The following is a 25284-nucleotide window of genomic DNA, read 5'->3' as shown; positions in this document are numbered from 1 at the left end:
CCGTCTGAAAAGCAAGAATATATTGTAACGGAATTAGGGCGGGTTTATAAGGTTTTCAAGCAGCTGCCTGCAGATTTACGCTGCCACCCAATGGCGTGCGGCATCCATATCGGCCCAGATTTGCGCTTGCAGCGCGTCGATGCTGTCGAACTTTTCTTCGTCGCGCAATTTGTGCAAAAAGCGCACATTCAAACGCTGGCCGTATAAATCGCCTTCAAAGTCAAACACATGCACTTCCAGCTTTTGGCGGCGGCTGGCCGACACGGTGGGGTTGAAGCCAAAGCTCGCCACGCCGCGTTTTTTGCCGAACGCGCCCTCGGCTTCCACCACAAACACGCCGCTCAAAGCATAATGATATTGGGCAAGCTGCACATTGGCAGTGGGGCAGCCTATGGTGCGGCCGAGCTTGGCGCCGTGTTTCACATGGCCGCTGAGCATGTAATCGTGGCCGAGCAGCTTTTTGGCATAATCAAGGCGGCCGTCTGAAAGCGCTTGGCGGATGGCGGTGCTGCTGGCGCGGATGTTTTCCACCATCACCGAGGGTGTGCGCTCCACCACCATGCCGCGCTGGTTTTGCAGCATGGCAAAATCGCCTTCGCGGCCGGTGCCGAAGCGGAAATCGTCGCCAATCAGCAGATATTGGGTGTTGAGGCTTTGCCGCAGCAGGCGGCTGATGAATGCTTGTGCGCCGATGTCGGCAAAAGCTTGATTGAAACGCAACACCCACACCGCATCAAGGCAGCCGGTGTCGCGCAGAAGCTGCAATTTGCTGCGCAAAGGCGTGAGCCGGTAAGGCAGCTCGCGGCCGAGCTTGCGTGCGAAAAATTCTTGCGGTTGCGGCTCAAACACAATCGCCACGGCCGGCAGGCCGCGGCTTTGGGCTTCTTCTTTCAATCGCTGCAAAATATGGCGGTGGCCCAGGTGCACACCGTCGAAATTGCCGATGGTTACCGCGGCGCCTTGCGGAAAATCGGGGGCTTGCGTTTGCCCGAACCAAACATTCATTAGGGGTGGTCTACGTGTTTTTAGAATAATGCGCCATTGTAAACGCAATCGGGCTTTTAAGAAACCTTGGCAGGCCGTCTGAAACGCTCAAGCGGCCTGCCATGCGGCACAGCATTTTGACTTTTCCGCAGCGCGCGGGCATGATGATGTAAAGATTGTCAACAATCCAAGCCAACCGCCGATGATTTGGCATGCTTGCAAATTAAACATTCCAAGCGGCGGTTTTTCTTGTAAAATAGCGCGTTTCCCGGCGGGTCTTACACGCGCCGCTCCACCGACACCAAACTAAAGGAGGCTCTGAAAAACTCTGGTGCATGGATTTTGCCGGCATTTTTATGCTAGGCAAGGCGGGGTTTTGAGAAAATAGTGGTTCTATTTCCTCAAACCCCCAACGCAGCATAGCGTAAAAAGGGCGGTAAAAGCCTTCATCATGAGTTATTCAGAGCCTTCTAATAATAAAAGAAGCCGATATGGATTTTCGTTTTGATATTATTTATGAATACCGCGAGATGTTTTTCTACGGCGCGCTCACCACTTTGGGGCTCACCGTGGTGGCCACGCTGGGCGGCACGATACTGGGGCTTTTTGGCGCATTGGCGCGCATCATCCGCTTTGAAAAAGGCAACCGCTTCACCCGCGCGCTGGCTTGGCTTTTGCGCACCGCTTCGCTGATTTACGTCACCCTTTTCCGCGGCACGCCTTTGTTTGTTCAAATATTTATTTGGTATTTCATCTGGGCGGTGGCGCTGATCAACCCCACCGACGGCTGGCTCATCAGCGGCGATTTGGCGGTGGAATTGCGCCGCAATTACGGCGCGCTGATTGCCGGCACGCTGGCGCTCACGGTAAACGCGGGCGCCTACATCACCGAAATCGTGCGCGCGGGCATTCAGTCTATCGACAAAGGCCAAATCGAAGCGGCGCGCTCACTCGGCCTCACTTATCCGCAGGCCATGCGCCATGTGATTCTGCCGCAGGCCTTCCGCCGCATGCTGCCGCCTTTGGCCAACGAATTCATCACCTTGCTGAAAGACAGCTCGCTCTTATCCGCTATTGCCGTGGCCGAGCTCGCTTATGTGCAGCGTACCATTTCCGGCCGCTTCTCGATTTACGAAGAGCCGCTCTACACCATCGCGCTGATTTACTTGGCCATGACCATGTGTTTGAGCTGGCTGTTTTCATGGTTGGAAAAACGCTATAACACGGCGCAGCGTTAGGGTTGTGATAAAAAAGCTTAAGGCCGTCTGAAAGGAAAACACCTGCGCAATGCAGGTGTTTTCCTTTCAGACGGCCTTGTTGTTGCTATTCAAATCAACGTACGCGATGGTTTGTAGGATACTTGTATCCGACATTTGCCGCGCCCTGATAGACCCTAACACGGCATCACCGTGATGCGGCTGCGGCCGTCGGCAATGCCTTTGCTGTAGCGGCGTGGAATCGAGCCGGCCACCGCGCTGCCGGCCACCACGCTTTCATAAGTGCAGATCAGCCGTTCATCCTGCGTGGCAAACGTGTAGCCGTCCGCCGGCAGCGGGTGGATTTTGCTGAACAGACTCCAGCGCACGGGTGTGCCCTCGGCGATGTTGACTGTGGCGCGAAAGCCGGCGTTGCCCTCGTTGCAGCCCACATGGAAATGGTCGTAATCAAACGGTGCGCGGTCGGGAAAAGGCGCGGCATCCATAAAGCCGAAAATACGGTCGTGGGCGCACAGGCTTTGGCGCACATAAGGCCAGATATTTTCCCGCAAAAACCATTGGTCGGCAAAATGGCGTGAAGCCACGCCCGCATCCACATAAGCCTGCATCTTGCCGCGCATATCGGGCACAGCGCCGGCCAGGGCGCCCCACAAGCCAGCGAGCACCAATTCGGTGTGGGTGCCGCCGTCGCGCAAGGTGTGGAAACAGCGGCCGCTTTGCACCCATTCGGCCACGGCGCGTGCTTCGCGCGGCGAAATCACCGAATCGGCATCGCGGAAAATCACCCGCGCCGCCTCGGCATCATCCAGCGCCAAAAAGCGCCACATGGTGCCCGGCCAGCCCTCCAGCTCGGGCGGCACGCGCACGATTTCGGCACCGTTGCCGCGCAGGCGCTGCAATGCCGGCTCGGGCACGCTGCCATCCACATAAAAGCGGCACACCCAACCGGGATACACCGCCGCGGCCAGCTCGGTGTTCATCACCGCAGGTTCGATGTATTCGGCGCGGTTGCCGAATAATGAAAACGAGATAATCTGTTTGCCCGGCCCGTTTGCCGGCAAAGCGGGCAGCGGCGGTGCATCAAGCGCGGCCATCACTTGGCTGTCGCGCAGCTGCAAGGCTTGCAGGCCGTAGGTGCGGCAGCTTGCCCAATCGTGCAGGCCGCCATAAGCATGCGCCAGCGCATCGAGCGAATTGAGGTGGCCGCTTTGGCGCTGCAAGGCTTTTTTGGCATACGCAATGGCTTCATGCCACAAGCTGCCTTTCACCGCCGCCGTGGCCGCATCGCTCAGCGGCGCCACCGCTTGCGGAATCAGCTTGTGCGCCCGCAACGCTTCTTGCATGGCTTGCGGATATTGTGCCGCCGCCATCGCCTGCTTGAAGGCGCTGGAAATGCGGTCGAGCTGCTGCTGGGTTTTGAGCTGTTGCGGCGTGAGGCGTTTCGGTTTCATACACAGGCTTTCGGGTTGCCCAGGCTTTCAGACGGCCTTGGCTTGACTTTCAGGCAAACAACTTCGGTTTATCAAAATCGATTTCACTAAAACCGCCTTTAACAAGGCAGAAGCTCGCAGGCCGTCTGAAACGTTTTATACCATTCAAAAAAATAATATACACACAGGCAGCCTGTAGGTCGGATTCTCGAATCCGACACTTGTTCGCAGAACAAGGCACGCACATCGCTTTGGCCGCCGGCCAAGCGTCGGATTCAAGAATCCGACCTACGCGGATGATGCTGCCGAACTGCTTTTATTTTGTAAGGTTATTTTTTGGATGGGTATTACACGCCCAAATAGCTTTCGCGGCTGGCCAGCCAGCGGGCAAGATGGGCCTCGACAATATCCGGCCGCTCGTCGATTAATTGCGGCGCGATATTGCGGGCGGCTTCGAGCAGGGGCAGATCTTCTTCCAGATTGGCAAAGCGCAGCATGGGCACGCCGCTTTGGCGCGCGCCGAGAAATTCGCCGGGGCCGCGGATATTCAAATCCTGCCGCGCGATTTCAAAGCCGTCGGTGTGCTCGTAAATCACTTTCAGGCGCGCTTTGGCGATGTCGCCCAAAGGCTCGGCAAAAAGCAACACACAAGCGCTGGCTGCGGCGCCGCGCCCCACCCGCCCGCGCAATTGGTGCAGCTGCGCCAAGCCCATGCGCTCGGCGTGCTCGATCACCATCAGGGCGGCATTGGGCACATCCACGCCCACTTCAATCACGGTGGTGGCCACCAACACATTCAGACGGCCTGCGGAAAATTCGGCCATCACTTCGGCTTTTTCCGCCGCTTTCATGCGCCCGTGCACAAGGCCGATCGAGAGCTCGGGCAAGGCAGCCTGCAAAGCGGCCTGCGTTTCGGTGGCGGTTTGCAGCTGCAAGGTTTCGCTCTCTTCAATCAAGGGGCACACCCAATAAGCCTGCTGCCCTTTGCGGCACGCGCCCAACACCAGCCCTTCCACTTCGCTGCGGCGCACGCTGTTAACCAGCCGCGTTTTGATCGGCGTGCGCCCGGGCGGCAATTCATCTATCACCGACACATCCAAATCGGCGAAAAAACTCATCGCTAAAGTGCGCGGAATCGGCGTGGCCGACATCATCAATTGGTGCACATCCGCGCCTTTGTTTTTCAACGCCAGCCGCTGCGCCACGCCGAAGCGGTGTTGTTCGTCCACAATCACGAGGCCGAGATTTTGAAACTGCACATCGTCTTGAAACAGCGCGTGAGTGCCCACGGCAATCTGAATCAGGCCGTCTGAAAGTGCGGCTTTGTTTTGCGCTTTCGCTTTTTTGCGCTGGCTGCCCGAAAGCCACGCCACGCTCAAACCCAGCGGCTCGAGCCATTGTTTGAACTTTAAATAATGCTGCTCGGCCAGAATTTCGGTGGGCGCCATCACCGCCACTTGCGCACCGGCTTCGATGGCGGTGAGCGCGGCGAGCGCGGCCACGATGGTTTTGCCGCTGCCCACATCGCCTTGCAGCAGGCGGTGCATGGGGAAGGTTTGCGCCATATCGGTGCGGATTTCGGCCAACACGCGTGCTTGCGCGCCGGTGAGCGCAAAGGGCAGCGCGTGCAGCAATTTATCCGACCACGCGCCGCTGCCGCGCAAAGGTGCCGCATCGCCGCTGAGGCGTTTTTGCCGCGCCAGCCGCATCGACAATTGCTGCGCCAAAAGCTCGTCGAATTTCAGCCGCTGCCATGCGGGCAAAGTGCCGTCGGAGAGCTGGTGTATGGTGTAATCGGGCGGCGGTGCGTGCAAAAGGCGCAGGCTTTCGGCCAAATGCGGCAGCTTCAGACGGCCTAATAATTCATCGGGCAAGGTGTCGTAGAGAGGAATGCTTTCCAAGGCCGTCTGAATGATGCGGCGCAAAGTGGGCTGGTTGAGCCCGTTTACCGTGGGGTAAATCGGGGTGAGGCTTTCGGCCAGGCCGCTGCCCTCGGCATCGCGGATTTTGGGATGAATCATTTCATCGCCGTAAAAGCCGTGTTTGATTTCGCCCACCGCGCGGATGCGTTTGCCCTCGGCCAGCTGCTTTTGATGGCTGGGATAAAAATGGATAAAACGCAGGTGCAGCACGCTGCCGGAAGCATCTTTAATTTGCACAATCAATTGCTTGCGCGGCTTGAATTGCACTTCTTGATGCAGCACTACGCCTTCCACCTGGCAAGGCACGCCGACGGGCGCATCGGCAATCGGCGTGATGTGGGTTTCGTCTTCATAACGCAGCGGCAGGTGCAGCGCCAATTCCCACGGCGTGTTGAGGTGCAGCTTTTCAAGCTTTTTGGCCGTGGTGTCGGTGATTTTCAGCAGCTTTTGATGGTCGGCTATCATGTGGAAAAAAGATTAATCGTTTCAAGCGGCCATTTTAAACGATTTCGACCGCAGATGGGTTTTCCGGCACACGCTTTCAGAAAGCACACCAAGGCCGTCTGAAAAGCTTTCAGACGGCCTTGGTGTGTGTTGATGATTACGGCAGGCTGCTCACCACCGCATCGGCACCCGCCGCGGCGGCCAGCTTATAAAGCACTTCTTGCGGCATATCGCCGTGCCACAGGCGGGTGATGTTGGCCAGCACCGGCAGATGGCTCTCTTTGCGCACGCGCACGATGGCGTCCACATCCAGCCGGTAAGTGTGCTCCGGCTCGAAGCTGAGCGTGCCCGCTTCGCCCAATATAATATGATGGTTGCCGCGCAAGGCTATATGCTCGGCGGCCACCAGCCATTCATCGGCGCGGTGGTGTTTGTCTTTACACAACACCACCGGCGTGTTCAGACGGCCTACTTCATCTTGCAGCGTGCGGTTGCCCATCAATTCGCCGCCCAAATAAAGTACATCGGCCTCGGCCAAAAGCGCCGGCTCGATTTGGCGCACATCGCGTATACGCACCAACACCGGCTTGCCCGCCGCATGATGTTGCTGCAAAAGCGCCTGCATGGCGCGCACCTGCTCTTTTTCATTGCCGCTGCCGCCGGCGGCATAAGGGCTGTAGGGCAGGTAAAACGGGTCGGCAAAAAAGGCATCTGCCGCTGCCGCGCGCTCGGGCAGCGTGGTGATATCGAGCATTTTTTCCGCACCGAAAGCCACACCGCGCACGGTGATTATGCTGTTTTGCGGCTGCGCTTCGCGGCTGACGATGCGCCAGGCATTGAGCACGCGTATGGCGCGCTCCACTTCGGGCAGGCTCTCGATTTCGTGCGGATGAAGCACCCGCTCGTCGCCCACCGCGCCAATAATGGTGCGCTCCTCGCCCTGCGAAATATGCTCTTGCAGGCCGCGGCCGCGTATCAGCTCAATCACCCGCGCCACCGCCTCGCTCGATGCTTGCTTTTGCATTACGATAATCATGTCGGCTCCCGATAAAGTTATCGCAGGATAGTAGCAATAATCTTGCTTGTGTGCCAATATTGCCGTCATTTCACGGTGGGCGTTTTTTACCGTTCAGCTTTTGCCCGCGCAGCCTCTGCCCGCTTCTGTGCTATACTTGCCCGCTGTTATTCTGTGTGTTTCCATTATGCTGGCGCGCTTTTTGCATTCGGGCAAATTCTGGCTCAAATTGATTATCTTCGGCGGCTTCACCATGCTGCTGCTGGCGCTTGGCCTCTACACTGCGCTTTATCAGATGTTTGATGCGGCCAAAATCCAAACCCTGCTCAACGAGGGCATCGAAGGCAGCGGCCGCAGCGTGCGCTTTGATGCGCAAATCGGCCGCAGCTGGTTTCCGCGCCCCACCGTCACCCTGCGCAACCTTACTCTCAGCAAGCCGCACAGCAGCGCCACCGCCCTGCATATCGACGAAATGAAAATCGGTTTGGCTTGGCGCAATCTTTTCGGCGGCGGCACCTTAATCGAAAAATGGGTGGTCAACCGCGCCGATGTCGAGCTTTTCCGCGACGCAGAAGGGCGCTGGAGCCTGCAAGATTTATGGGCAGCGCGCGGCAGGCCGCTGCAAATCAACCGTCTGATTATCAACGACAGCCGCCTCAACCTTTACCTGCCCACCCACAGCTACCGCTTCAGCAAACTCTCACTCAACAGCCGCGATTTACAAGCGCCCGACAAGCCCTTTACTTTCGGCGGCAGCGCAGAAAGCAGCCGCCGCGGCAGCATTGCCTGGCAGAGCAGCGGCACGCTCAACTTGGAAAACCACACCTGGGCTGTGCCCGATCTGCATATCGAAGCCGAAGCCGAACGCTGGGAAACCAGCGCCAAGCTCACGGCCGATGCTGATTTGAGCTGGCAGCCCGATGCGCGCAATCTACGCGTGGCCAATCTGCGCATCAGCGCCGATTCCCCCGAGCACAATCTGCACCTGAGCGCCCAAAGCCCGCTGATTACCCGGCAAAACGAGCTCACCCAAATCAACGAGCTCAGCAGCGTGTTCACCGCCGGCACCGCGCAAACAGGCCAATGGGACGGCACTTTGTCGCTCAACAAAATCAGCCTGCGCCCCACCGTGGCCACGCTGGCCGAATTTTCAATCAACGGCAGCCACAAAATCGGCGCGGTGCAAACCAGTTTCACCGCATCAGGCCCTTTGCAATGGCAGCAGGCGCAAGGCTGGAAAATCAGCGCGCTCAACCTGAGCACCCTGCAAGACAACCCCGCCACCACACCGCGGCAGCGCTTTGTGAGCCAATTGCAGGGCGCATTGACGCTCTCTGCTAACCGCCGCCAATGGCAAACCAGCCTGCAAGGTCTGTTTGACCGCCAACCCGCCGCCATAGAAGCCGCCTATAGCGCCGATGCCGCGCCGGCCAAGCTTAGCGGCAGCCTCAAGCTCGCCCGGCTCAACCTCGCCCCTTATTTCAACATGGCCGCACCGGCCGGCATACGCTACCCCGAGCTGCTGCAACAGGCCGCCACGCCCGAAATCGAAGCGCAAATCCAAATCGGCAGCCTCACCCTGCCCGGCGGCCTGCAAGCCGATGATTTCACCACCCGCATGTTTGCCAACCGCGAGCGCATCGCCCTCACTGCCTTAAGCGCCGGCCTTTACGGCGGCCGCACCGAGGGCGGCATCAGCATGGCCAACACCAGCCCGCCGGTTTATCATTTGCAGCAGGCGGCCGATAATGTGCTTATCCGCCCGCTCTTGCAAGATTTGCTCGGCTACCACAACATCAGCGGCACCGGCAACGCCATCATCGACATCACCGCACGCGGCGACAACCGCAAAAGCCTCACCCAAACCCTGGCCGGCAGCCTGCAATTGAATGTGGCCGACGGTGCCATGATAGGCTTCGACATGCGCAACATCCTCAGTCGCGCCAGCGACAATGCCGCCATCGGCGGCTACAGCACCGATGTGCAAACCCCGTTCAGCCGCTTTTCCATGAGCAGCGACATCAGCGGCGGCATCAGCCGCCACGACAACACCGAGCTCGTGTCCGACACCTTGCTGATCAGCAGCAGCGGCAGCATCGATTTCAACACCCAAATGCTCTCCGAGAGCCTGCTCATCCGCAATGCGCGCAACCGCAGCGCCAAGCCCGTGCCGCTGAAAATCACCGGCCCCGCCGAAAATCCTTCTGTCACCCTCGATTATCCGCGCCTCACTCTGGGCCTCAACACCCCCGAAGAAAAGCGCCGCGCGCTGGCCGAAACCCTGAAAGAGCAATGGCAATGGCTCAAACAATCGCGCACACTTTCAGACGGCCTCCGGCACACACCATGAATATCCTCGCCTGGAACGCCCCGCCGCCAACGGCCGAGCTTACCCGCGCCATTGCCGCGCATGAAAAACCGCTTTACTTGGCCGTGTGCCTACCCGATTTGAGCCTGTCCGAGTTCAGGCCGTCTGAAAGCCCTTCTGCGCTCGAGCAGGCATTGCAGCAAGCCATTAATGCACAAAGCGGCTGCATTCAGTTTAACGGTGTCAACGCGCTGAACGATATTCTGCCCGATGTGCACTTATGGCTGCTGCCCCCCGCCAATGCAAGCCGCCTGCACGAGCATTTCCCGCAGCCCGTGTGCTGGCAAACCGAGCCGGTGGCACAAAATAAAGCCGAGCCGCAAAAGCCTTGGTTCACCCCGCCCGCGAGCCGCACCGCGCCCGAGCGCGCGCTAATTATCGGCGCAGGCATTGCCGGTGCGGCCACCGCCCGCGCCTTGGCCGAACACGGCCTGCCCGTTACCGTGCTTGAAGCCGCCGCGCCCGCCCTCGCCGCCTCCGGCAACCGCCAAGGCCTGCTTTATGCCAAAATTTCCGCCCACCCCACCGAGCAAACCGAATTGCTCTTGTGCGGCTACGGCCACAGCCGCCGCCTGTTGCAACGCCTCCTGCCCGAAGCCGCTTGCTGGGGCGGCGATGGCGTGCTGCATCTTGATCACAACGCCACCGAAGCCAAGCGCAACCAAGCGCTCGGCCGCCAGCGCCACCACGCCCACCTTTACCGCACCGTTTCCGCCGCCGAAGCCGGCCAAATCGCCGGCATCACCATCAGCCAAAGCGCGCTTTACTGGCCGCAAGGCGTGTGGCTCAACCCGCCGGCGCTGGTGCACGCCCTGCTCGACCATCCCTTAATCACCCTGCATACCCACACGCCGCTTTTATCCGCCACTCACAACGGCCATGGCTGGCAAGCCCGCACGCCTGCCGGCCTGTTTCACGGCAGCCACATCGTTTACTGCACCGGCGCCCACAGCCCGCAGATGGCCGATTGCAATGTCGCCGCCCTGCCCTGGCGGCTGATTCGCGGCCAAACCAGCCTCGCCGCCGCCAGCCCCCAATCGGCCAAACTGCGCTGCGCCCTTTCCGCCGCCAGCTACATCAGCCCTGCTTGGCAAGGCCTGCATTGCTACGGCGCCACTTTTCTGCCGCAACAGCGCACAAGCGATTGGCAGATGGCCGATGAAATAGCCAACCGCGCCGAATTGGCCAAACTTCATCCCCATCTCGCCGCCGATTTGCTTTCAGACGGCCTATCCCTTGCCGACAATATCCCCAAAGGCCACGCCGCCCTGCGCTGCGACAGCCCCGACCATCTACCCATAGCCGGCCCCCTCGGCCACATCGCCGCCATGCAGCAAGCCTATGAGCGCTTGGCGCTTGATAAAAACTACCGCCTCAACACACCCTGCCCCTATCTGCCCGACGCCTACATCAACAGCGCCCACGGCAGCCGCGGCCTCGCCACCGCCCCCATTTGCGCCCAGAGCATCGCCGCCGCCATCCTCGGCCTGCCCGACCCGCTCTCACAACGCATCCGCACCGCGCTGCATCCCAACCGCACCATCGTGCGCGCCATCGTGCAACAGCAAAACCTGCTTGAAAATCCCAATATAGTGAAATGCACAAAAAAGTGAGACAGCGGGTAGGTTGGGTTGTAAACCCAACAAATCCACAAGCCGTCTGAAACGTTGGGTTTATCAACCCAACCTACGCCGTTGCAAAATGTAGTTTTATGTAACTTTTTCTTGCATTTCACTAGGGTCTGTTCACATTTCATCCGTGCGTAAGATTTTGAGCGCAAAAGCGCGCTTGCAAGGCGAAAAGCGCAGCAAGGTTGGACACCTTGCGAGCATTTTCAACGCAGCAGGCGCGTTTTTGAGCCAAAAGATTGCCACGAGATGAATTGTGAACAGACCCTAGATATAAATCATTGAATCAACAAAAAAAAGGCCGTCTGAAAAGTTTTCAGACGGCCTTTGCAAAACTGAAGCGAACCTAAATTGGATCAGCCGCAGGCGTAACCCGACAAAACTCAAACGGCCTTATAAAATCAATCGCATGCCACTTTATTCTTCATTTCGCCAGAGTGGACTGAATAAAAAACTCATACGGGCCGGCGCAAAGCATATGCCCCGGCCACACAAGCAAAAGCCATTTAAACCGCATGCATGACTATGCCACACACGCTACGCACAACTTGAAAGTTATCAGTTTTGTGTCAGTTTTTCTTTGATTTCACTATCGTTTTCAGACGGCCTACCATTCGCCCGCCCGCTGCGCATCGTGCTGCGCCAAGGTGTCGGCATGCTCGCTGCGGCTGAGGTATTCGCGGTCTTGCCGCAGGCTGTCGGCCACATAGCGCAAATGTCCCTCGGCAATTTCGGCGGCTTCTCGCGGCTGCTTGTTTGCAATTGCGGTAAACAGGGCGCGGTGGTGCTTGATCAAGGTGGGGCGCGGGTCGTCGATGATTTCGGTGTGCATAATGTGGCTGCGCGTTTGCCGATAAAGCAGATTGAGCAGGCCGCCTGAAAGCTGGGCAAACAAAATATTGTGCGCCGCCTCGGCGATGGCTTGGTGAAAATAAATATCGGCTTCTTCTTGGTGCGCCCGGTTGCGGCTTTGATAAGCCTCTTCAAATTTCTGCAACCAAAATTCAATCCGCTTCAAATCGGCATCGGTGCGCCGCTCGGCTGCCAGCGCAGCCATGCAGCCTTCCATGCTGCGGCTGAAATCAAACACATCGGCCTCCCAATCGGGATGATTGCCGAGCAGGCTTTGCCAGCCGAGCAGAAAATCCTGTTGCGGCTTGGCGGAAACATAATAACCATCGCCCTGCCGCGCCTCAAGCATTTGGCGCGCCACCAGCATTTTCAGCGCCGCGCGCACCGACGGGCGCGACACGCCGAATGCTTCGGCCAGCCGCCGCTCGGGCGGCAGCTTGCTGCCGACGGGATATTCGCCCGACACAATGCGCGCTTCCAACACCGCCAAAATCTGCTCGCTGATTTTTTGAGGTTTGATAATGGTTTGTGCATTCATCGATTTTGCCTTTTTATTTATCCAATACAATCATTCAAGCTTGTAGCAGGCCGTCTGAACCGCAGCAATGTGCCGGTTTAATGTTCAGCGCCCGTTTTCAGACGGCCTGCCGTTGAATTGGTCGGGCAAGCAAACCAATTTTGGCGCACCACACATTTTTTAACACAATCGACACTGCATCATCCTGCCGGATTTCAAACATTTTTCAGAAAATTTTGCCCAATCATTCACATTCGCAACACATCAAAAATATCAAATATTATTGATTAAAATCATTAAGTTGATAAAATCAAACATCCAAGCCGAAAGGCAGATCGACAATAATCGCTCTTTCTTGCCTGCGCAAGCCTATTGACCGCTTATGTCGCCTTTTGTAAAGTGTAGCACGCCCTGCTAAATTGGTCTGACCAATTTACCTAAGCCACGCCGGATAATGGCCGGCATTTTCACGACAACAACCCATTTCATCGGAGAAGCAATGAATATTCTCAACACTTTGCTGGCCCTGGCCCCGATCATCACCGTGTTTTTACTGCTGGTGGTGTTCAAGCTTTCGGCCAAAATTTCCATGGCCATCGCCTATGTGGTCACGGCGCTTTTGGCCGTGTTTTTCTGGCAGGCCGCGCCGGCGGTGGTGGCAGCGGCCACAGTAAACGGCATGATTGTGGCGCTCACCATTCTCTATATCGTGTTCGGCGCCATTTTGATGCTCAACACGCTCAAAGAAAGCGGCGCGATTCACTCTATCCGCCAAGGCTTTATGGATGTGTCGCCCGACCGGCGCGTGCAGGTGATTATCGTGGCGTGGCTGTTTGGCTCGTTGGTGGAAGGCTCTTCCGGCTTCGGCACGCCTTCTGCCGTGGGCGCCCCGCTCTTGCTGGCGCTGGGCTTTCCGGCCATGGCTTCGGTGATGTCGATTTTGATTATCCAATCCACGCCGGTGTCATTCGGCGCGGTGGGCACGCCGCTGCTCGTGGGCGTGTGGTCGGGCATCAACAATAAAGAAGATGTTACCGCCGCCATTACGCCGCAAACCGTGGAGCAATATTTGCAGCAAATCACCGGCAACGTGGGCTTGCTGCATGCGCTGGTGGGCTTTTTGATTCCGCTGATTCTGTGCGGCATGCTCACCCGCTTTTACGGCGAAAAGCGCTCTTTCCGCGAAGGCTTGAAAGCTTGGAAATTCGCCATTTTTGCCGGCATTGCCTTCACCGTGCCCTATTATCTGGTGGCGCGCTTTTTAGGCCCCGAATTCCCCTCTATGGTGGGCGGCTTTATCGGCTTGATGCTGGTGGTGCCCGCAGCCAAGCGCGGCTGGTTTGTGCCGAAAGAAACCTTTGATTTTCCGCCTAAAGATCGCTGGGAAAGCCGCTGGCTCGGCACCCTCAGCGGTAAAACCCATGACGACGACAACACCCCTACTTTTTCGGTGTTTCGCGCCTTTTCACCCTATGTGATTGTGATTGGTTTGCTGATTCTCACCCGCGCTTTAAAGCCCCTGAAGGCTTTTCTCACCGGCGACATGACCACCATCACTTTACCCAACCTGTTTGGCAGCGCCATCACCAGCAAAGTGCAATTCGGCTATTCGCCCGGCACCATTCTGATTATCGCGGCCATTGCCTGCATTTTCATTTTCAAAATGGACATCAAACGCTTCAAACGCGGCTGGGGTGATGCCGGTAAAACACTGATTTCCGCCGCGCCCGCCCTCTTTTTGGCCGTGCCCATGGTGCAGGTGTTTATCAACTCGCAATCGGGCGACATGAGCGCCGCCGGCGCTCTGCCCTCGATGCCGATGGTGCTGGCACACAGCGCGGCCGACTGGTTTAGCGGCATGTGGCCGAATATCGCCCCGTGGATCGGTGCGCTCGGCGCCTTTATTGCCGGCTCCAACACCGTCAGCAATATGATGTTTTCCTATTTTCAATTTTCCACCGCGCAGCAAATCGGCCTCAATGCCGATTTATCCTCCATCGTGGTGGCGTTGCAAGCCATCGGTGGCGCGGCCGGCAATATGATTTCCGTGCACAACGTGGTGGCCGCTGCCGCCGTGGTGGGCTTGCTTAACCGCGAAGGCGAAGTGATCCGCCAAACGCTGATTCCGATGCTCTACTATATCGTGCAAGCCGGCCTGATCGGGCAGGCGCTGATCACCGGCAGCATCGCTTGGTGGGGCGTGGCCGTGGCTTGGCCGCTGCTCTTTTTCGGCATTATGTCGCTGGGCGGCAAAAAAGCATAATCCTTGCCAAAACAAAAGCCTGCCTGCTTCAAGCGGGCTTTTTTATTGCCCGTTTGCGAAAAAAAATGAAACTTAATTGGCAAGTATCTACTCTATAAGCCCGTGTCTGTAAAAATGCAGACAGCTTTTCAGGCCGTCTGAAAAGCCTTCAACCCAATGAAGAAAGGTTTTACCCATGAAAAAATTATTGGCAACCGCCGCTTTTGCTCTGATTTTGTCTGCCTGCGCCAACAGTGGCGATAAAGCCCCCCAGCCGGAGCAGCAAGCTGCCGGCGGCAACGCCGCAGTAGAGCAAGCGCTGCAAGAATGCGCCGCCATCCAAGGCGGCAGCCAAGACCGCGCACAATTCGATGCCTGCATGAAATCTAAAGGCTTCGAGCGCCCGGCTCAAGGCGAAGCATCTGCACCTGCCGCGCAATAAGCCGCACTCCTTACAAAGCCGCCCGATGGGCGGCTTTGTGTTTGGCCAGCCGGCCATCAGCCGCCGCTTGGATGGCGCGATTGCAGATAATGTTCTTCCTGCTCCGGGCTGATGCCGCGCCGGCGCTGCCAACGATTAATATAAGCCACCACAAACGGGCTTAAAAAAGCCGTCACCACCACCGCCGTAGCAATCTGTGCTGTGGCCGCATCCTGTATGCCCGCAAAGCGTGGATCCACCATCGCAATGGCCGCCGGCGTGGCAATAGCATTGCCTGCCACCGCCGATTCACAAGCCCCCGCCAAAACATTGCGGGCAGGCCGCGGCCGCTTGCGCAAGGCATACCAGCCGTATAGAAACAACATCGCACCGCCGCCCGAGAGCAGCACCGTCATCAAGCCCAACACAATGCCGATCATGCCCGATGTGAGCAGCACCGAAAAATTAATGCCCGCGCCAATTGCAAAAGCCGCAAACGGAATAATCAGCTTTTCCCCAGGCGCCAGAAATTCGCGCACCAAGCGGCTGCTGTTGCCCAAAATAAAACCTAAAATAATCGGGAAAATCGCAGCAAACAAAGCCACCAGCGGCAAATCGGCCAAACCGGCCGTGCCCAGCGCCACCATGGTTAAAAACGGCCCATCATTGAGTGACAACACAGAAATCGCGCCCCGGTCGGTTTTATTGCCGAATTGGCCGGTGAGCGCCACATACAGAGAGCCGTTAGAATTAGACATAGCCGCAATAATCGCCAGCGGCAACAGCCCCCAAAGCGTGCCATCGGGCATTAAAAAAGCCACGCCCAAGCCCACCGCCACCGCCATCAAATATTTACCCAGCAGCAAAACCAACCCTTTTTCCACCGCTGGCAAGGCTGCCCTCAGCTGGATTTGCGCACCGATGCACATAAAAAACAAACCAATCAACACCGGCACGCCATTTTTAAACAAAGCCGTGGTGAAGCTGCCGATATGCAAAATGGCCGGCGCAAACGTGTTGATGAGCGCGCCCAAAAACAGCGGCAAAATCATCAGCGCGCCGGGTATTTTGCCGAGCTTATATAAAAGATTATCCATATCGCCGCTCCTCGTGGTTTCATTATTATTTCAAGCCGCACACACGCCGAAGCGTAGGCAAACACACCTGCCTTGTCTAATATGGAATAAATATGCCGTGATACTTATAAAGTATGCACTCGCCTGCCTAAGCGCATCTGCCCCATCCGCAAGATTAAACGAGGCCGTCTGAAAACGTCCAGACGGCCTTTTAACTATTTAAAATCAAAGATATATAACAGAATCCGCAGCCAAGCATCACAATGTTTAAGACCTTTACAAAACGCTCTTTCCGTCGCGCCTGTGCAGGCAGGAGACCGGCCTAAAGCACAGCTTCAGCAGCCGTAGGTCGAATACTTGCATCCGACATTTGGCCGCCAAGCCAAAATCGAATTCAAGAACCCGCCGACGCACCATCGAAAAAGGCCGTCTGAAACTTTTTTCAGACGGCCTGCCCAGCCTTTAAAACCACACAAAAAATCCGGCCGCCATCACAGCCCCAATTCCTGCCACATCGCATCCACTTTTGCCACCGTGGCCGCATCGCGTTCAATCACCCTACCCCATTCGCGGCTGGTTTCGCCCGGCCATTTATTGGTGGCGTCCAAACCCATCTTGCCACCCAATCCGCTCACCGGGCTGGCAAAATCCAGATAATCAATCGGCGTGTTTTCCACCAGCACCGTATCGCGCACCGGATCCATGCGCGTGGTAATCGCCCAAATCACTTCTTTCCAATCGCGGCAGTCCACATCATCATCCACCACCACGATAAACTTGGTATACATAAACTGGCGCAAAAAGCTCCAACAGCCCATCATCACCCGCTTGGCGTGGCCGGCGTATTGTTTTTTGATGCTCACCACCGCCATGCGGTATGAGCAACCTTCCGGCGGCAGATAGAAATCGACAATTTCGGGAAACTGCTTTTGCAAGAGCGGCACAAACACTTCATTCAGCGCCACGCCCAACACCGCCGGCTCATCGGGCGGTTTGCCGGTGTAGGTGCTGTGGTAAACCGCATTTTCACGCATGGTGATGCGTTCAACCGTGAACACCGGAAAATAATCTTGCTCGTTGTAATAGCCGGTGTGGTCGCCATAAGGGCCTTCCAGCGCCGTTTCATCGGGGTGGATTACGCCTTCGAGCACAATTTCTGCCCGCGCCGGCACCTGCAAATCATTGCCGATACATTTCACCAACTCCGTGCGCGAGCCGCGCAGCAGGCCGGCAAATTGGTATTCGCTCAAAGTGTCGGGCACCGGCGTGACCGCGCCCAAAATGGTGGCCGGGTCGCAACCGAGCACCACCGCCACCGGATAAGGCACGCCCGGATGCGCTTTTTTATGTGCCTGAAAATCCAACGCGCCACCACGGTGCGCCAGCCAGCGCATAATCAGCTTGTTTTTGCCAATCACCTGCTGCCGGTAAATGCCCAGATTCTGGCGCTTTTTGTGCGGCCCGCGAGTAACGGTTAGCCCCCATGTCACCAACGGCGCAACGTCTTCCGGCCAACAATGCTGAATCGGCAGCACGCTCAAATCCACATCCGCGCCCTCCATCACGATTTCCTGACACGGCGCTTTTTTCACCACATGCGGCGCCATGCTCCATAAATCCTTCAGCAACGGCAGCTTGGCAAACGCATCTTTAATGCCTTTGGGCGGCTCCGGCTCTTTCAGGTAAGCCAGCGTTTGGCCGATGGCGCGCAATTCGGAAATATCCTTCGCACCCATGCCCATCGCCACCCGCTCGGTGGTGCCGAACAAATTGGCCAACACCGGATAACCATAACGACTGCCATCGGCGCGCACCGGATTTTCAAACAACAAAGCCGGCCCCGCGGCGCGCAACACGCGGTCGGCAATTTCGGTCATCTCCAAATGCGGCGACACCGGCAAACCAACGCGCTTGAGCTTGCCCTCTTGCTCGAGCTTGGCCATAAAATCACGCAGATCTTGATATTTCATCATATTTATAAGGCCGTCTGAAACCTTCAGACGGCCTGTGGTGGATAATGCCGCGATTATAGCCGCTTTCAGACGGCCTGAATACGCTTGTTGCGCCAAACAGCAAATAGGCCGTCTGAACATTCAGACGGCCTGCATCACAAACAACAGCCCTTAAACAATCGCCGAGGACACCTCCGCCGCTGACAACATCTTGTCTTCAAAAGCAAACTGCACATAACGATAAGCGCCACTGCTGAAATAATTCGACACGCTCACCTGCTCCTCATTGCCAAAAGCCTTCACAATCAGATCATTGCCACTTTTCTCAAACAACACATCCGGCGACAAAGCCTCTTCAAAAATCAGCGTATCGATATGCTCAACTTTGCTGCCGTAATCACTCACAATATCCTTGCCGTGGCCGGCTGCAAAGATATAGGTATCGGCACCATTGCTGCCGCCTTCCAAATAATCATTGCCTGTGCCGCCAATCAACGTGTCGTTGCCGCTGCCGCCGTATAATTTGTCGTCACCGCTGCCGCCCAGCAACATATCGTTACCGTTACCGCCTTCCAAACGGTCATTTCCTTCGCCGCCGTCTAAATGGTCGTCACCATTACCGCCATAAAGGCTGTCGTTGCCTTCATCGCCATACAGTTTGTCGTTACCGTTTTCACCACTCATGTAATCATTGCCCAAACCGCCGTGCAGAATATCGATACTGTCCCAACCATAAAGCCGGTCGTTTTTATCGCTGCCGTCACCTTCTACGGTAATTAGCGACATATCGGCGGCGGTAATGGTTTTATCGTCAAAGGCAAACTGGTAATAGCGATAGCCGCTGTTGCTGCTGAAATAGTTGCTGACTGCAACCGCATCTTCTGCACCAAAAGCTTTTATAACCAAATCATTATCGCTGCGGGTGAATACTGCATCGGCCAATACGGCACCTTCGAAACGCAATGTATCAGTATGTGCCTGATTGCTGCCGTAATCGTTCACAATATCTTGGCCGTGACCTGCTGCGAAGATATAGGTGTCGGCTTCGCCGTTTCCGCCCTCTAATTTATCATTGCCGGCACCGCCGATTAAGGTATCTTTGCCGGCACCGCCGTAAAGCTCGTCATTACCGCTGCCGCCCAGCAACATATCGTTACCGTTACCGCCTTCCAAACGGTCATTTCCTTCGCCGCCGTCTAAATGGTCGTCACCATTACCGCCATAAAGGCTGTCGTTGCCTTCATCGCCATACAGTTTGTCGTTACCGTTTTCACCGCTCATGTAATCATTGCCCAAACCGCCGTGCAGAATATCGATACTGTCCCAACCATAAAGCCGGTCGTTTTTATCGCTGCCGTCACCTTCTACGGTAATTAGCGACATATCGGCGGCGGTAATGGTTTTATCGTCAAAGGCAAACTGGTAATAGCGATAGCCGCTGTTGCTGCTGAAATAGTTGCTGACTGCAACCGCATCTTCTGCACCAAAAGCTTTTATAACCAAATCATTATCGCTGCGGGTGAATACTGCATCGGCCAATACGGCACCTTCGAAACGCAATGTATCAGTATGTGCCTGATTGCTGCCGTAATCGTTCACAATATCTTGGCCGTGACCTGCTGCGAAGATATAGGTGTCGGCTTCGCCGTTTCCGCCCTCTAATTTATCATTGCCGGTACCGCCGATTAAGGTATCTTTGCCGGCACCGCCGTAAAGCTCGTCGTCGCCTGTACCACCAGATAAAATATCATCGCCACCCCGACCATGCAGCGTGTCATTACCATCCGCGCCCATTAAATAATTGGAAAGATTATTGCCATAGAATACATCTTTACCATCAGTACCCAGTTTATGTCCCAGTCCTTCCAGTGTATTTCTGCTGAGTACTTGAGCATATTCATCTAGCTGTCCAGCATTTACTGCATCATAAGTTATTTGGGTAAGCAAAGTACTCAGCTCCGCAAACACCGGCTTATTATTATTCTGGCTAAACACGATAAATTCGCTCAAATCCACAAATGCTTTTTTGGGATTTTCTGCGTGCACCGTTTCAAAAGCGGTTTTGATGCCGCTGAAATCAGGCTCGAAGCTGCCGTTGGCCAGGGTAAACGTAACGGCATTGAGATAAGGCTGCAAACGGGTTTGAAACAGCAGGCCTTCGTAGATGCTTTTCATCAAAGTGGCATATTGTTTGTCGGCCACGGCAGCCATTTTGCCGAAGGTGGCTTCGTTATACACACCCACAAATGAAGAGCGGATGCCGCTGAATGCATTTACAATGGCCAGCTTACGCGCGGTTTCGTCCAGCATTTGCTGCCGCTCTTCGCTCACCATAAAAATTTGATTCTGCATGGCTTTGGCCTGCGCCGGGGTGAGGCCGATGCCTTCGGAAGAAGTGAGGGTGAGCTGGTTGCTGATGGAAATTTCGGCGCCGAAATAAGGGTTGGTGGCTGCCCATTGCTCCACCAGATTTTCCAAAAGCGCTTGCTGCGCTTCTTTGCTGTCGGCTTCGGAATAGGCTTTCAATGCCAGCGCCAGCTTTTCGGAAAGGGCGGCGGCTTCGCGCAAATCGCGCAGCCCGCCGATGCCTTGCAGATTGGCCGCCTGCATTTGCTCGGGCGTGAGCGCGATCTTGTCGGCATAATTTCCATAAAGGTTATTCACCACAAAATTCACATCACCCATTTGGCCGCTGCTGCCATCGGCCTTGGTGAAGCTGCCCTGCTGCACCAGCGTATTGCCGCCGGCCAGGCCGGTGTGGGTGTTTTTATAGGCGGTGTCGAGCGATGCAATGCCCAACTCTTCAAGCGTAAACAGTTCCGATGCTGTGCTGATGCCGTCTGAATTCAAATCGCGCCACACGCGCAAATCGGCAAATTTTTCATCCGCAGCATCCACCTTGCCGTCACCATTGCTGTCGAGCTCGGCCAATGCCGCATAGCCGTGCGCCGCGCGGCTGCCGTCGGCAAGCAGCGTGGAATCGCCAAACAGCTCGCCGCCGTTGTTGATTATGCCGTCGCCATTGCGGTCGAGCACCAGCAACCCGTCATCCGGCTTCACCCAGCCCGTGGCCGTGCGGATGCCGTCTTTATTGTGATCAAACAACGCGCCCTGATATTGCCCGCCGCTATTGTTTCAATGCCGTCGCCATCCAAATCGAGTATCATCGGGTCGACAATATGGTATTTGCCTTCCCACGGCAGCTTGACCAAATCGCCCAAATCTTTGGCAAACGGAATAAACCAATCGCCAAAATCTTTTTGCGCCTGATCCCACCAATCGCCGGCTTGATCGAATTTGTCTTTAAGCCAGTCGCCAAATGCTTTCTCGCCTTCTAAAGCTTTATCTACAACATCATTGATTGCATCAGAAAGTTTTTCTTTTGTAGTATTCAATTTGTCGGCAATATCGCCCAAAGTTTTATCAAATTGATCTTTAAGCCGCCCTAAGTCATCAGCTAATCCGTTTGAAACATCGCCCAAATTAACGTCTTCTTTATACACCGTGCCTGCCGCACCTGCAGCCAAAGCTGCGGCACCCAAGGCTATAGGTGCCCACACAGGCGCAGTTCCTGCCGCAGCAGCCGCTCCAATGCCCGCCGCAGCGGCACCCAAAAGTGCAGAAGACACGCCCAAAAGATCGCGTGTATTAATAGTGCCACTTGTATTAGCACTATCTATCATGCTATATACACTAGAACTTCCCGCCACCGCATTAGCATAAGGAATTGATTTACCTCCCACCTGAGCAACATTATCAGCATATCCCCACGCAGAAGAGAATGCAGAAAACCACTGTGGTGACCTGACATCTACTTGTGGATTATTCGGATCAATTGCATCCACAAAATTTACAGAATTAACTGTAGCATTACCTGCATTGATTGCATTAGAAGGCTTTACTGCCATAATCAAAACCCTTTATTTTCCCTGGCCTTTAGCCACTTAGTTAATGAAATAAGTCCCACAACAAATAGAATAATTGCAATTACACAATTAGCAATACTTTTTGATATATAATTATTTCTATATATATCAATCATATTTTGATAACTATATATTTTTCCTGTTTGAATAATTGTGAGTTCATAAATTGTTTTCTTATCATTAATTCTAGCAATAATCTCCTTACCATAAAAAAAACGTGGGTCTTGGCATAATTCATTATTTCCCTCATTGCAAAATCCTTGCCTTTCCCTTTTCAGAGCGATCCACTTACATTGCCCCAAACCATAGCTTCCGCCGCCATTGCTCGCGCCAAAGCTGTTCAATGGCCGTTGTGGGTTGTCGCAATAAATATTAATATTGCCATTATTTGTCTGAATATATATACCATCATGTCTGTTATTATAGGGTTTAGGAGGTGCTCGTTCATCAGAGATAATTGTTCCATAAATGGTATTGAGCGACTCATATGATGGCTGTCCGTTCATATAATAGTTATATTGAATAAGTAAGCGAATACTTAAAAATATAAAGAGAATATCTAGAAATAATATGGGTATCCACACCTTCTTAAAATCAAACTTAAATCCCATCAAAAAAGGTTTTTTATTTTTATTTACCATCTTTACAATCCTTAATAACATAGCTTATCTAAATCGAACACCCATAGCCTGTGTATACGTTCTCTCTTGCTCAGATTCAAATCTTTCTGATTTTTATTATGATACTCAAAAATTTTAGAACTTTTATCAGCAAGCGTAGCCTGTGTAGGGTGTGTGCCATAGGCACGCACGCGTTCTCTCTCATTCAAATCCTCCTAATTTTTATTATAAATACTCAAGAATTTTAGAACCTTTAAAATGCTTAAGCGTCAATGATAAAACGCGTGCGTGCCTATGGCACACACCCTTGTATATTAAAACCAATGTACCATAGCATCCAAACAGGTTATCCGCCTCCGTACACACCCTGGGATTTCCACATCCGCGAAGTAGCCAAAAGAGCGGATAACCACCCATCAGCACAACCGAACAGTTGCCAGACAACACAACCGAATACAAGGAAGGTTCATGATGAGTACCCAAAACTATGGCGGCATCGATATTGCCAAAAAGAATTTCGTTATCGGCATTACCGGCATGGCCAAAACCAAAACCGAAACCAACAACCCCAAAGGCTTTGAGCACGCCATTGAATATCTGAAGAAGCACCAAGTCGATTTGGTCGTCATGGAAAGCACCGGCGGGTTGGAAGTGCCCTTGGCCAAAGCCCTGCACCATGCCGGATTGCGCGTAGTGATTGCCAACCCGCGCCGGACACATTCCTATTCTCTGTCGTTTTCACTGGGGAAAACCGACAATAAAGACGCCAAAATGCTGGCCGATTACGCACAAGCCATCGAAATCAAAGGCAAAACTGTCCAAATGCTTTATTGCCCCCGTTCAGCCGAAGAAGAAACACTCGAAGCCTTGGTCAAACGCCGCAGCCAGCTGGTCGAAATGCGTACTGCCGAGAAAAACCGTTTGACGCAGATCCACGAAACGCAAAAACAAAGCGTAGAAGATTTAATCGCCCATTTCGATGCACTGATTGACGCATTGGACGAGCAAATTTTCCAATACACCGATAGCGGCTTCGATGGAAAAGGCAAAATCATCAGCAGCATCAAAGGCGTGGGCAATACCACTTGTGCCATGCTGATAGCGATGCTGCCCGAGCTGGGGCAATTGTCCCATAAAAAAATAGCCCTGCTTGTCGGCGTTGTCCCGCCTCCGGATCAAAGCGGGGATTCTGACGGGAAAACCGGCTGTATCGGGGGCAGGAAGGAAGTGCGCGATATGCTTTATATGGCGGCACTTTCTGCCAGCCGCTTTGAGCCTGCGATTAAAGTGTTTTATGAGCGCCTGATTGCAAAAGGCAAGCCGTTTAAAGTGGCCATTAATGCGTGTATGCACAAATTGCTGCGAATTCTGAATGCGAGAGTGCGCGATTACCTCCAATCAGAGCGCCTCGCTCACGCTTGATTTTAAGTGTTTATTGATTCGGCAATTAAATATTGAAATGTTTATGCAGCATACTTCACCTTCGGATCTCTAAAATACGCAGCCACCCGTTGAGGATGGTTCTCCAGCATCCGCATATGATTCTCCGTTGCCTGCTTCAGTTTCGCTTTTGTACGATGCTGAACACGCGAGCCCAGTGCTTGTTTCAAATCCGCATTCAACCGTTCATCAGGGTTCAGCTCCGGGCTGTAACTGGGTAAATAAAACACTTCGATCTTCTCTTTATGCTTTTCCAACCAGGCTTTGACCGGCTTGCTGTGGTGAACCCGCAGGTTATCCAGTATCAGGAAGATTTTCTTACCGGCATCTTTGATTAATGCTTCCAGAAACTCAATCAGCTTGTCGCTGTTGAATGCATCTTCCACAATCATCCAGCGTGCCTTGCCCTGGTTGGTCACCGTTGAAATCATCGAAAGTTTATGCCGTGTCCCGCCTACGGTATAGGCTACCGGCGTTTGTCCTTTGGGCTGATAACCCCGCCCGCGTACATCGGTATTGACTACCGCTGTTTCATCACCCCAATGGATTTCCGCTTTTTCGGCTTTTGCCCGTTTGGCGATATCGGGATAGGTTTCCTCCAGCCATTGCTTCACTGCTTCGGGACGTTGCTCGTAGGCGCGCCGGATGGGTTTTTGCGGCGTAAACCCCCAGCGCTTGAGGTATTCGCCTACCGTACGTACCGGCAATTCGATAGCCAGCTCTTGCTTGATCAAGGCCATAACCGCCGCCCGAGTCCATAAGGCGAAGTCCATTTTCATCTGCTCGGGGCGCTTTTCACAGATAAGGCGCTGTATGTGGGCTTCCTGCTCTTCACTCAGTTGGCGGCAACTTCCTGATGGGCGTCCGCGCTTTTTGGGTGCCAATGCTTTGATGCCGTCTGCTTCGGCGATTTTGATGGCTGAGCGCGCGGTGACATGACCCATGCCGAGCATTTCGGCGATTTGCTCGGGTGTTTTGCCCTGTTTGTGCAGTCTGACTGCTTGCTTGCGCCGTTCGAATTGGGCTTCGGCTGCAAGTTTTCTTCCGTCTTCTTTTTCCATTGGGGAGAAATGGGGATTAATGTTGAAATTTCAATATTTAATTGCCGAATCTATAGTGTTTTTGACTGACGAGTTGGAAACGCAGTTGCAGCGCAAATTGCTGAGTATTCTGAATGGAAGCGTACGCAATTATCTCCATTCAGACGGCCTCTCCTGCGCTTGATTTTCA

17 protein-coding genes are annotated in these 25284 nt (G+C 54.6%); 6 read left to right on the top strand and 11 right to left on the bottom strand.

Annotated elements, in window-relative coordinates:
* Window positions 1–75 precede the first annotated feature (75 nt).
* Window positions 76–1005, bottom strand: coding sequence for a bifunctional riboflavin kinase/FAD synthetase (gene ribF, locus LVJ78_RS04685; protein WP_132954633.1), 930 nt, complete (start codon window positions 1003–1005; stop codon window positions 76–78).
* 470 nt (window positions 1006–1475) lie between these two features.
* Here ribF and LVJ78_RS04680 point away from each other — a divergent pair, with 470 nt between their 5' ends.
* Window positions 1476–2222 carry an amino acid ABC transporter permease gene (locus LVJ78_RS04680; protein ID WP_132954632.1) on the top strand — a complete coding sequence of 249 codons (747 nt, stop codon included), beginning with the start codon at window positions 1476–1478 and terminating at the stop codon, window positions 2220–2222.
* A gap of 155 nt (window positions 2223–2377) precedes the next feature.
* Here LVJ78_RS04680 and LVJ78_RS04675 read toward each other — a convergent pair whose 3' ends face one another.
* The 3 genes from LVJ78_RS04675 to LVJ78_RS04665 all read right to left on the bottom strand — a co-directional run bounded on the left by LVJ78_RS04675 (window position 2378) and on the right by LVJ78_RS04665 (window position 7033).
* Window positions 2378–3652, bottom strand: coding sequence for a hypothetical protein (locus LVJ78_RS04675; RefSeq protein ID WP_132954631.1), 1275 nt, complete (start codon window positions 3650–3652; stop codon window positions 2378–2380).
* Between the two features lie 326 nt (window positions 3653–3978).
* Window positions 3979–6018, bottom strand: coding sequence for an ATP-dependent DNA helicase RecG (recG, locus tag LVJ78_RS04670; protein WP_132954630.1), 2040 nt, complete (start codon window positions 6016–6018; stop codon window positions 3979–3981).
* A gap of 136 nt (window positions 6019–6154) precedes the next feature.
* On the bottom strand, window positions 6155–7033 hold the full coding sequence (locus tag LVJ78_RS04665; protein ID WP_132954629.1) for a chorismate mutase: 879 nt from the start codon (window positions 7031–7033) through the stop codon (window positions 6155–6157).
* A gap of 136 nt (window positions 7034–7169) precedes the next feature.
* On the opposite strand from LVJ78_RS04665, the gene LVJ78_RS04660 reads away from it, so the two are divergent.
* Window positions 7170–9362: an AsmA family protein gene (locus LVJ78_RS04660; RefSeq protein WP_132954628.1), complete on the top strand. Its 2193-nt coding sequence runs from the start codon at window positions 7170–7172 to the stop codon at window positions 9360–9362.
* On the top strand, window positions 9359–10993 hold the full coding sequence (gene mnmC1 / locus LVJ78_RS04655; protein ID WP_132954637.1) for an FAD-dependent 5-carboxymethylaminomethyl-2-thiouridine(34) oxidoreductase MnmC1: 1635 nt from the start codon (window positions 9359–9361) through the stop codon (window positions 10991–10993). Before LVJ78_RS04660 ends, mnmC1 begins: the two co-directional genes overlap by 4 nt.
* 622 nt (window positions 10994–11615) lie before the next feature.
* Here the strand turns inward: mnmC1 and LVJ78_RS04650 are convergent.
* On the bottom strand, window positions 11616–12398 hold the full coding sequence (locus tag LVJ78_RS04650) for a FadR/GntR family transcriptional regulator (RefSeq protein ID WP_132954627.1): 783 nt from the start codon (window positions 12396–12398) through the stop codon (window positions 11616–11618).
* Between the two features lie 478 nt (window positions 12399–12876).
* Here LVJ78_RS04650 and LVJ78_RS04645 point away from each other — a divergent pair, with 478 nt between their 5' ends.
* Both LVJ78_RS04645 and LVJ78_RS04640 read left to right on the top strand, forming a co-directional pair.
* Window positions 12877–14640, top strand: coding sequence for an L-lactate permease (locus LVJ78_RS04645; RefSeq protein WP_132954626.1), 1764 nt, complete (start codon window positions 12877–12879; stop codon window positions 14638–14640).
* Window positions 14641–14815: 175 nt separating this feature from the next.
* Window positions 14816–15061, top strand: a complete 246-nt coding sequence (locus LVJ78_RS04640; protein ID WP_132954625.1) for an META domain-containing protein — start codon at window positions 14816–14818, stop codon at window positions 15059–15061.
* 56 nt (window positions 15062–15117) lie between these two features.
* On the opposite strand, the gene LVJ78_RS04635 is transcribed toward LVJ78_RS04640, so the two are convergent.
* From LVJ78_RS04635 to LVJ78_RS04615, 5 genes are all read right to left on the bottom strand, one after another.
* Window positions 15118–16137: a 2-keto-3-deoxygluconate permease gene (locus LVJ78_RS04635; protein ID WP_132954624.1), complete on the bottom strand. Its 1020-nt coding sequence runs from the start codon at window positions 16135–16137 to the stop codon at window positions 15118–15120.
* Between the two features lie 470 nt (window positions 16138–16607).
* Entirely contained in the window at window positions 16608–18086 is a 1479-nt protein-coding gene (gene ubiD / locus LVJ78_RS04630; RefSeq protein ID WP_132954636.1) for a 4-hydroxy-3-polyprenylbenzoate decarboxylase, read from the bottom strand.
* Between the two features lie 153 nt (window positions 18087–18239).
* Complete coding sequence (locus LVJ78_RS04625; protein WP_244802599.1) at window positions 18240–21173, bottom strand: calcium-binding protein; 2934 nt, start codon at window positions 21171–21173, stop codon at window positions 18240–18242.
* A complete protein-coding gene (locus tag LVJ78_RS04620; protein ID WP_132954621.1) occupies window positions 21125–21976 on the bottom strand; it encodes a hypothetical protein in 852 nt (283 codons plus the stop codon). Before LVJ78_RS04620 ends, LVJ78_RS04625 begins: the two co-directional genes overlap by 49 nt.
* 2 nt (window positions 21977–21978) lie before the next feature.
* Window positions 21979–22635, bottom strand: a complete 657-nt coding sequence (locus LVJ78_RS04615; protein WP_132954620.1) for a hypothetical protein — start codon at window positions 22633–22635, stop codon at window positions 21979–21981.
* Window positions 22636–23085: 450 nt separating this feature from the next.
* Here LVJ78_RS04615 and LVJ78_RS04610 point away from each other — a divergent pair, with 450 nt between their 5' ends.
* The gene (locus LVJ78_RS04610; RefSeq protein WP_132954951.1) at window positions 23086–24036 is read left to right on the top strand and encodes an IS110 family transposase; all 951 of its coding nucleotides are present in this window, start codon (window positions 23086–23088) and stop codon (window positions 24034–24036) included.
* A 41-nt stretch (window positions 24037–24077) separates the two neighbouring features.
* Here the strand turns inward: LVJ78_RS04610 and LVJ78_RS04605 are convergent, their stop codons facing one another.
* Window positions 24078–25115, bottom strand: coding sequence for an IS630 family transposase (locus LVJ78_RS04605; RefSeq protein WP_132954952.1), 1038 nt, complete (start codon window positions 25113–25115; stop codon window positions 24078–24080).
* Window positions 25116–25284 lie beyond the last annotated feature (169 nt).

The sequence above is a fragment of the Uruburuella suis genome (assembly GCF_022870845.1).
GTDB classification, from domain to species: Bacteria; Pseudomonadota; Gammaproteobacteria; order Burkholderiales; family Neisseriaceae; genus Neisseria; species Neisseria suis.
The sequence above is the reverse complement of the archived record's forward strand: the minus strand, read 5'-3'. Positions and strand labels throughout refer to the sequence as shown.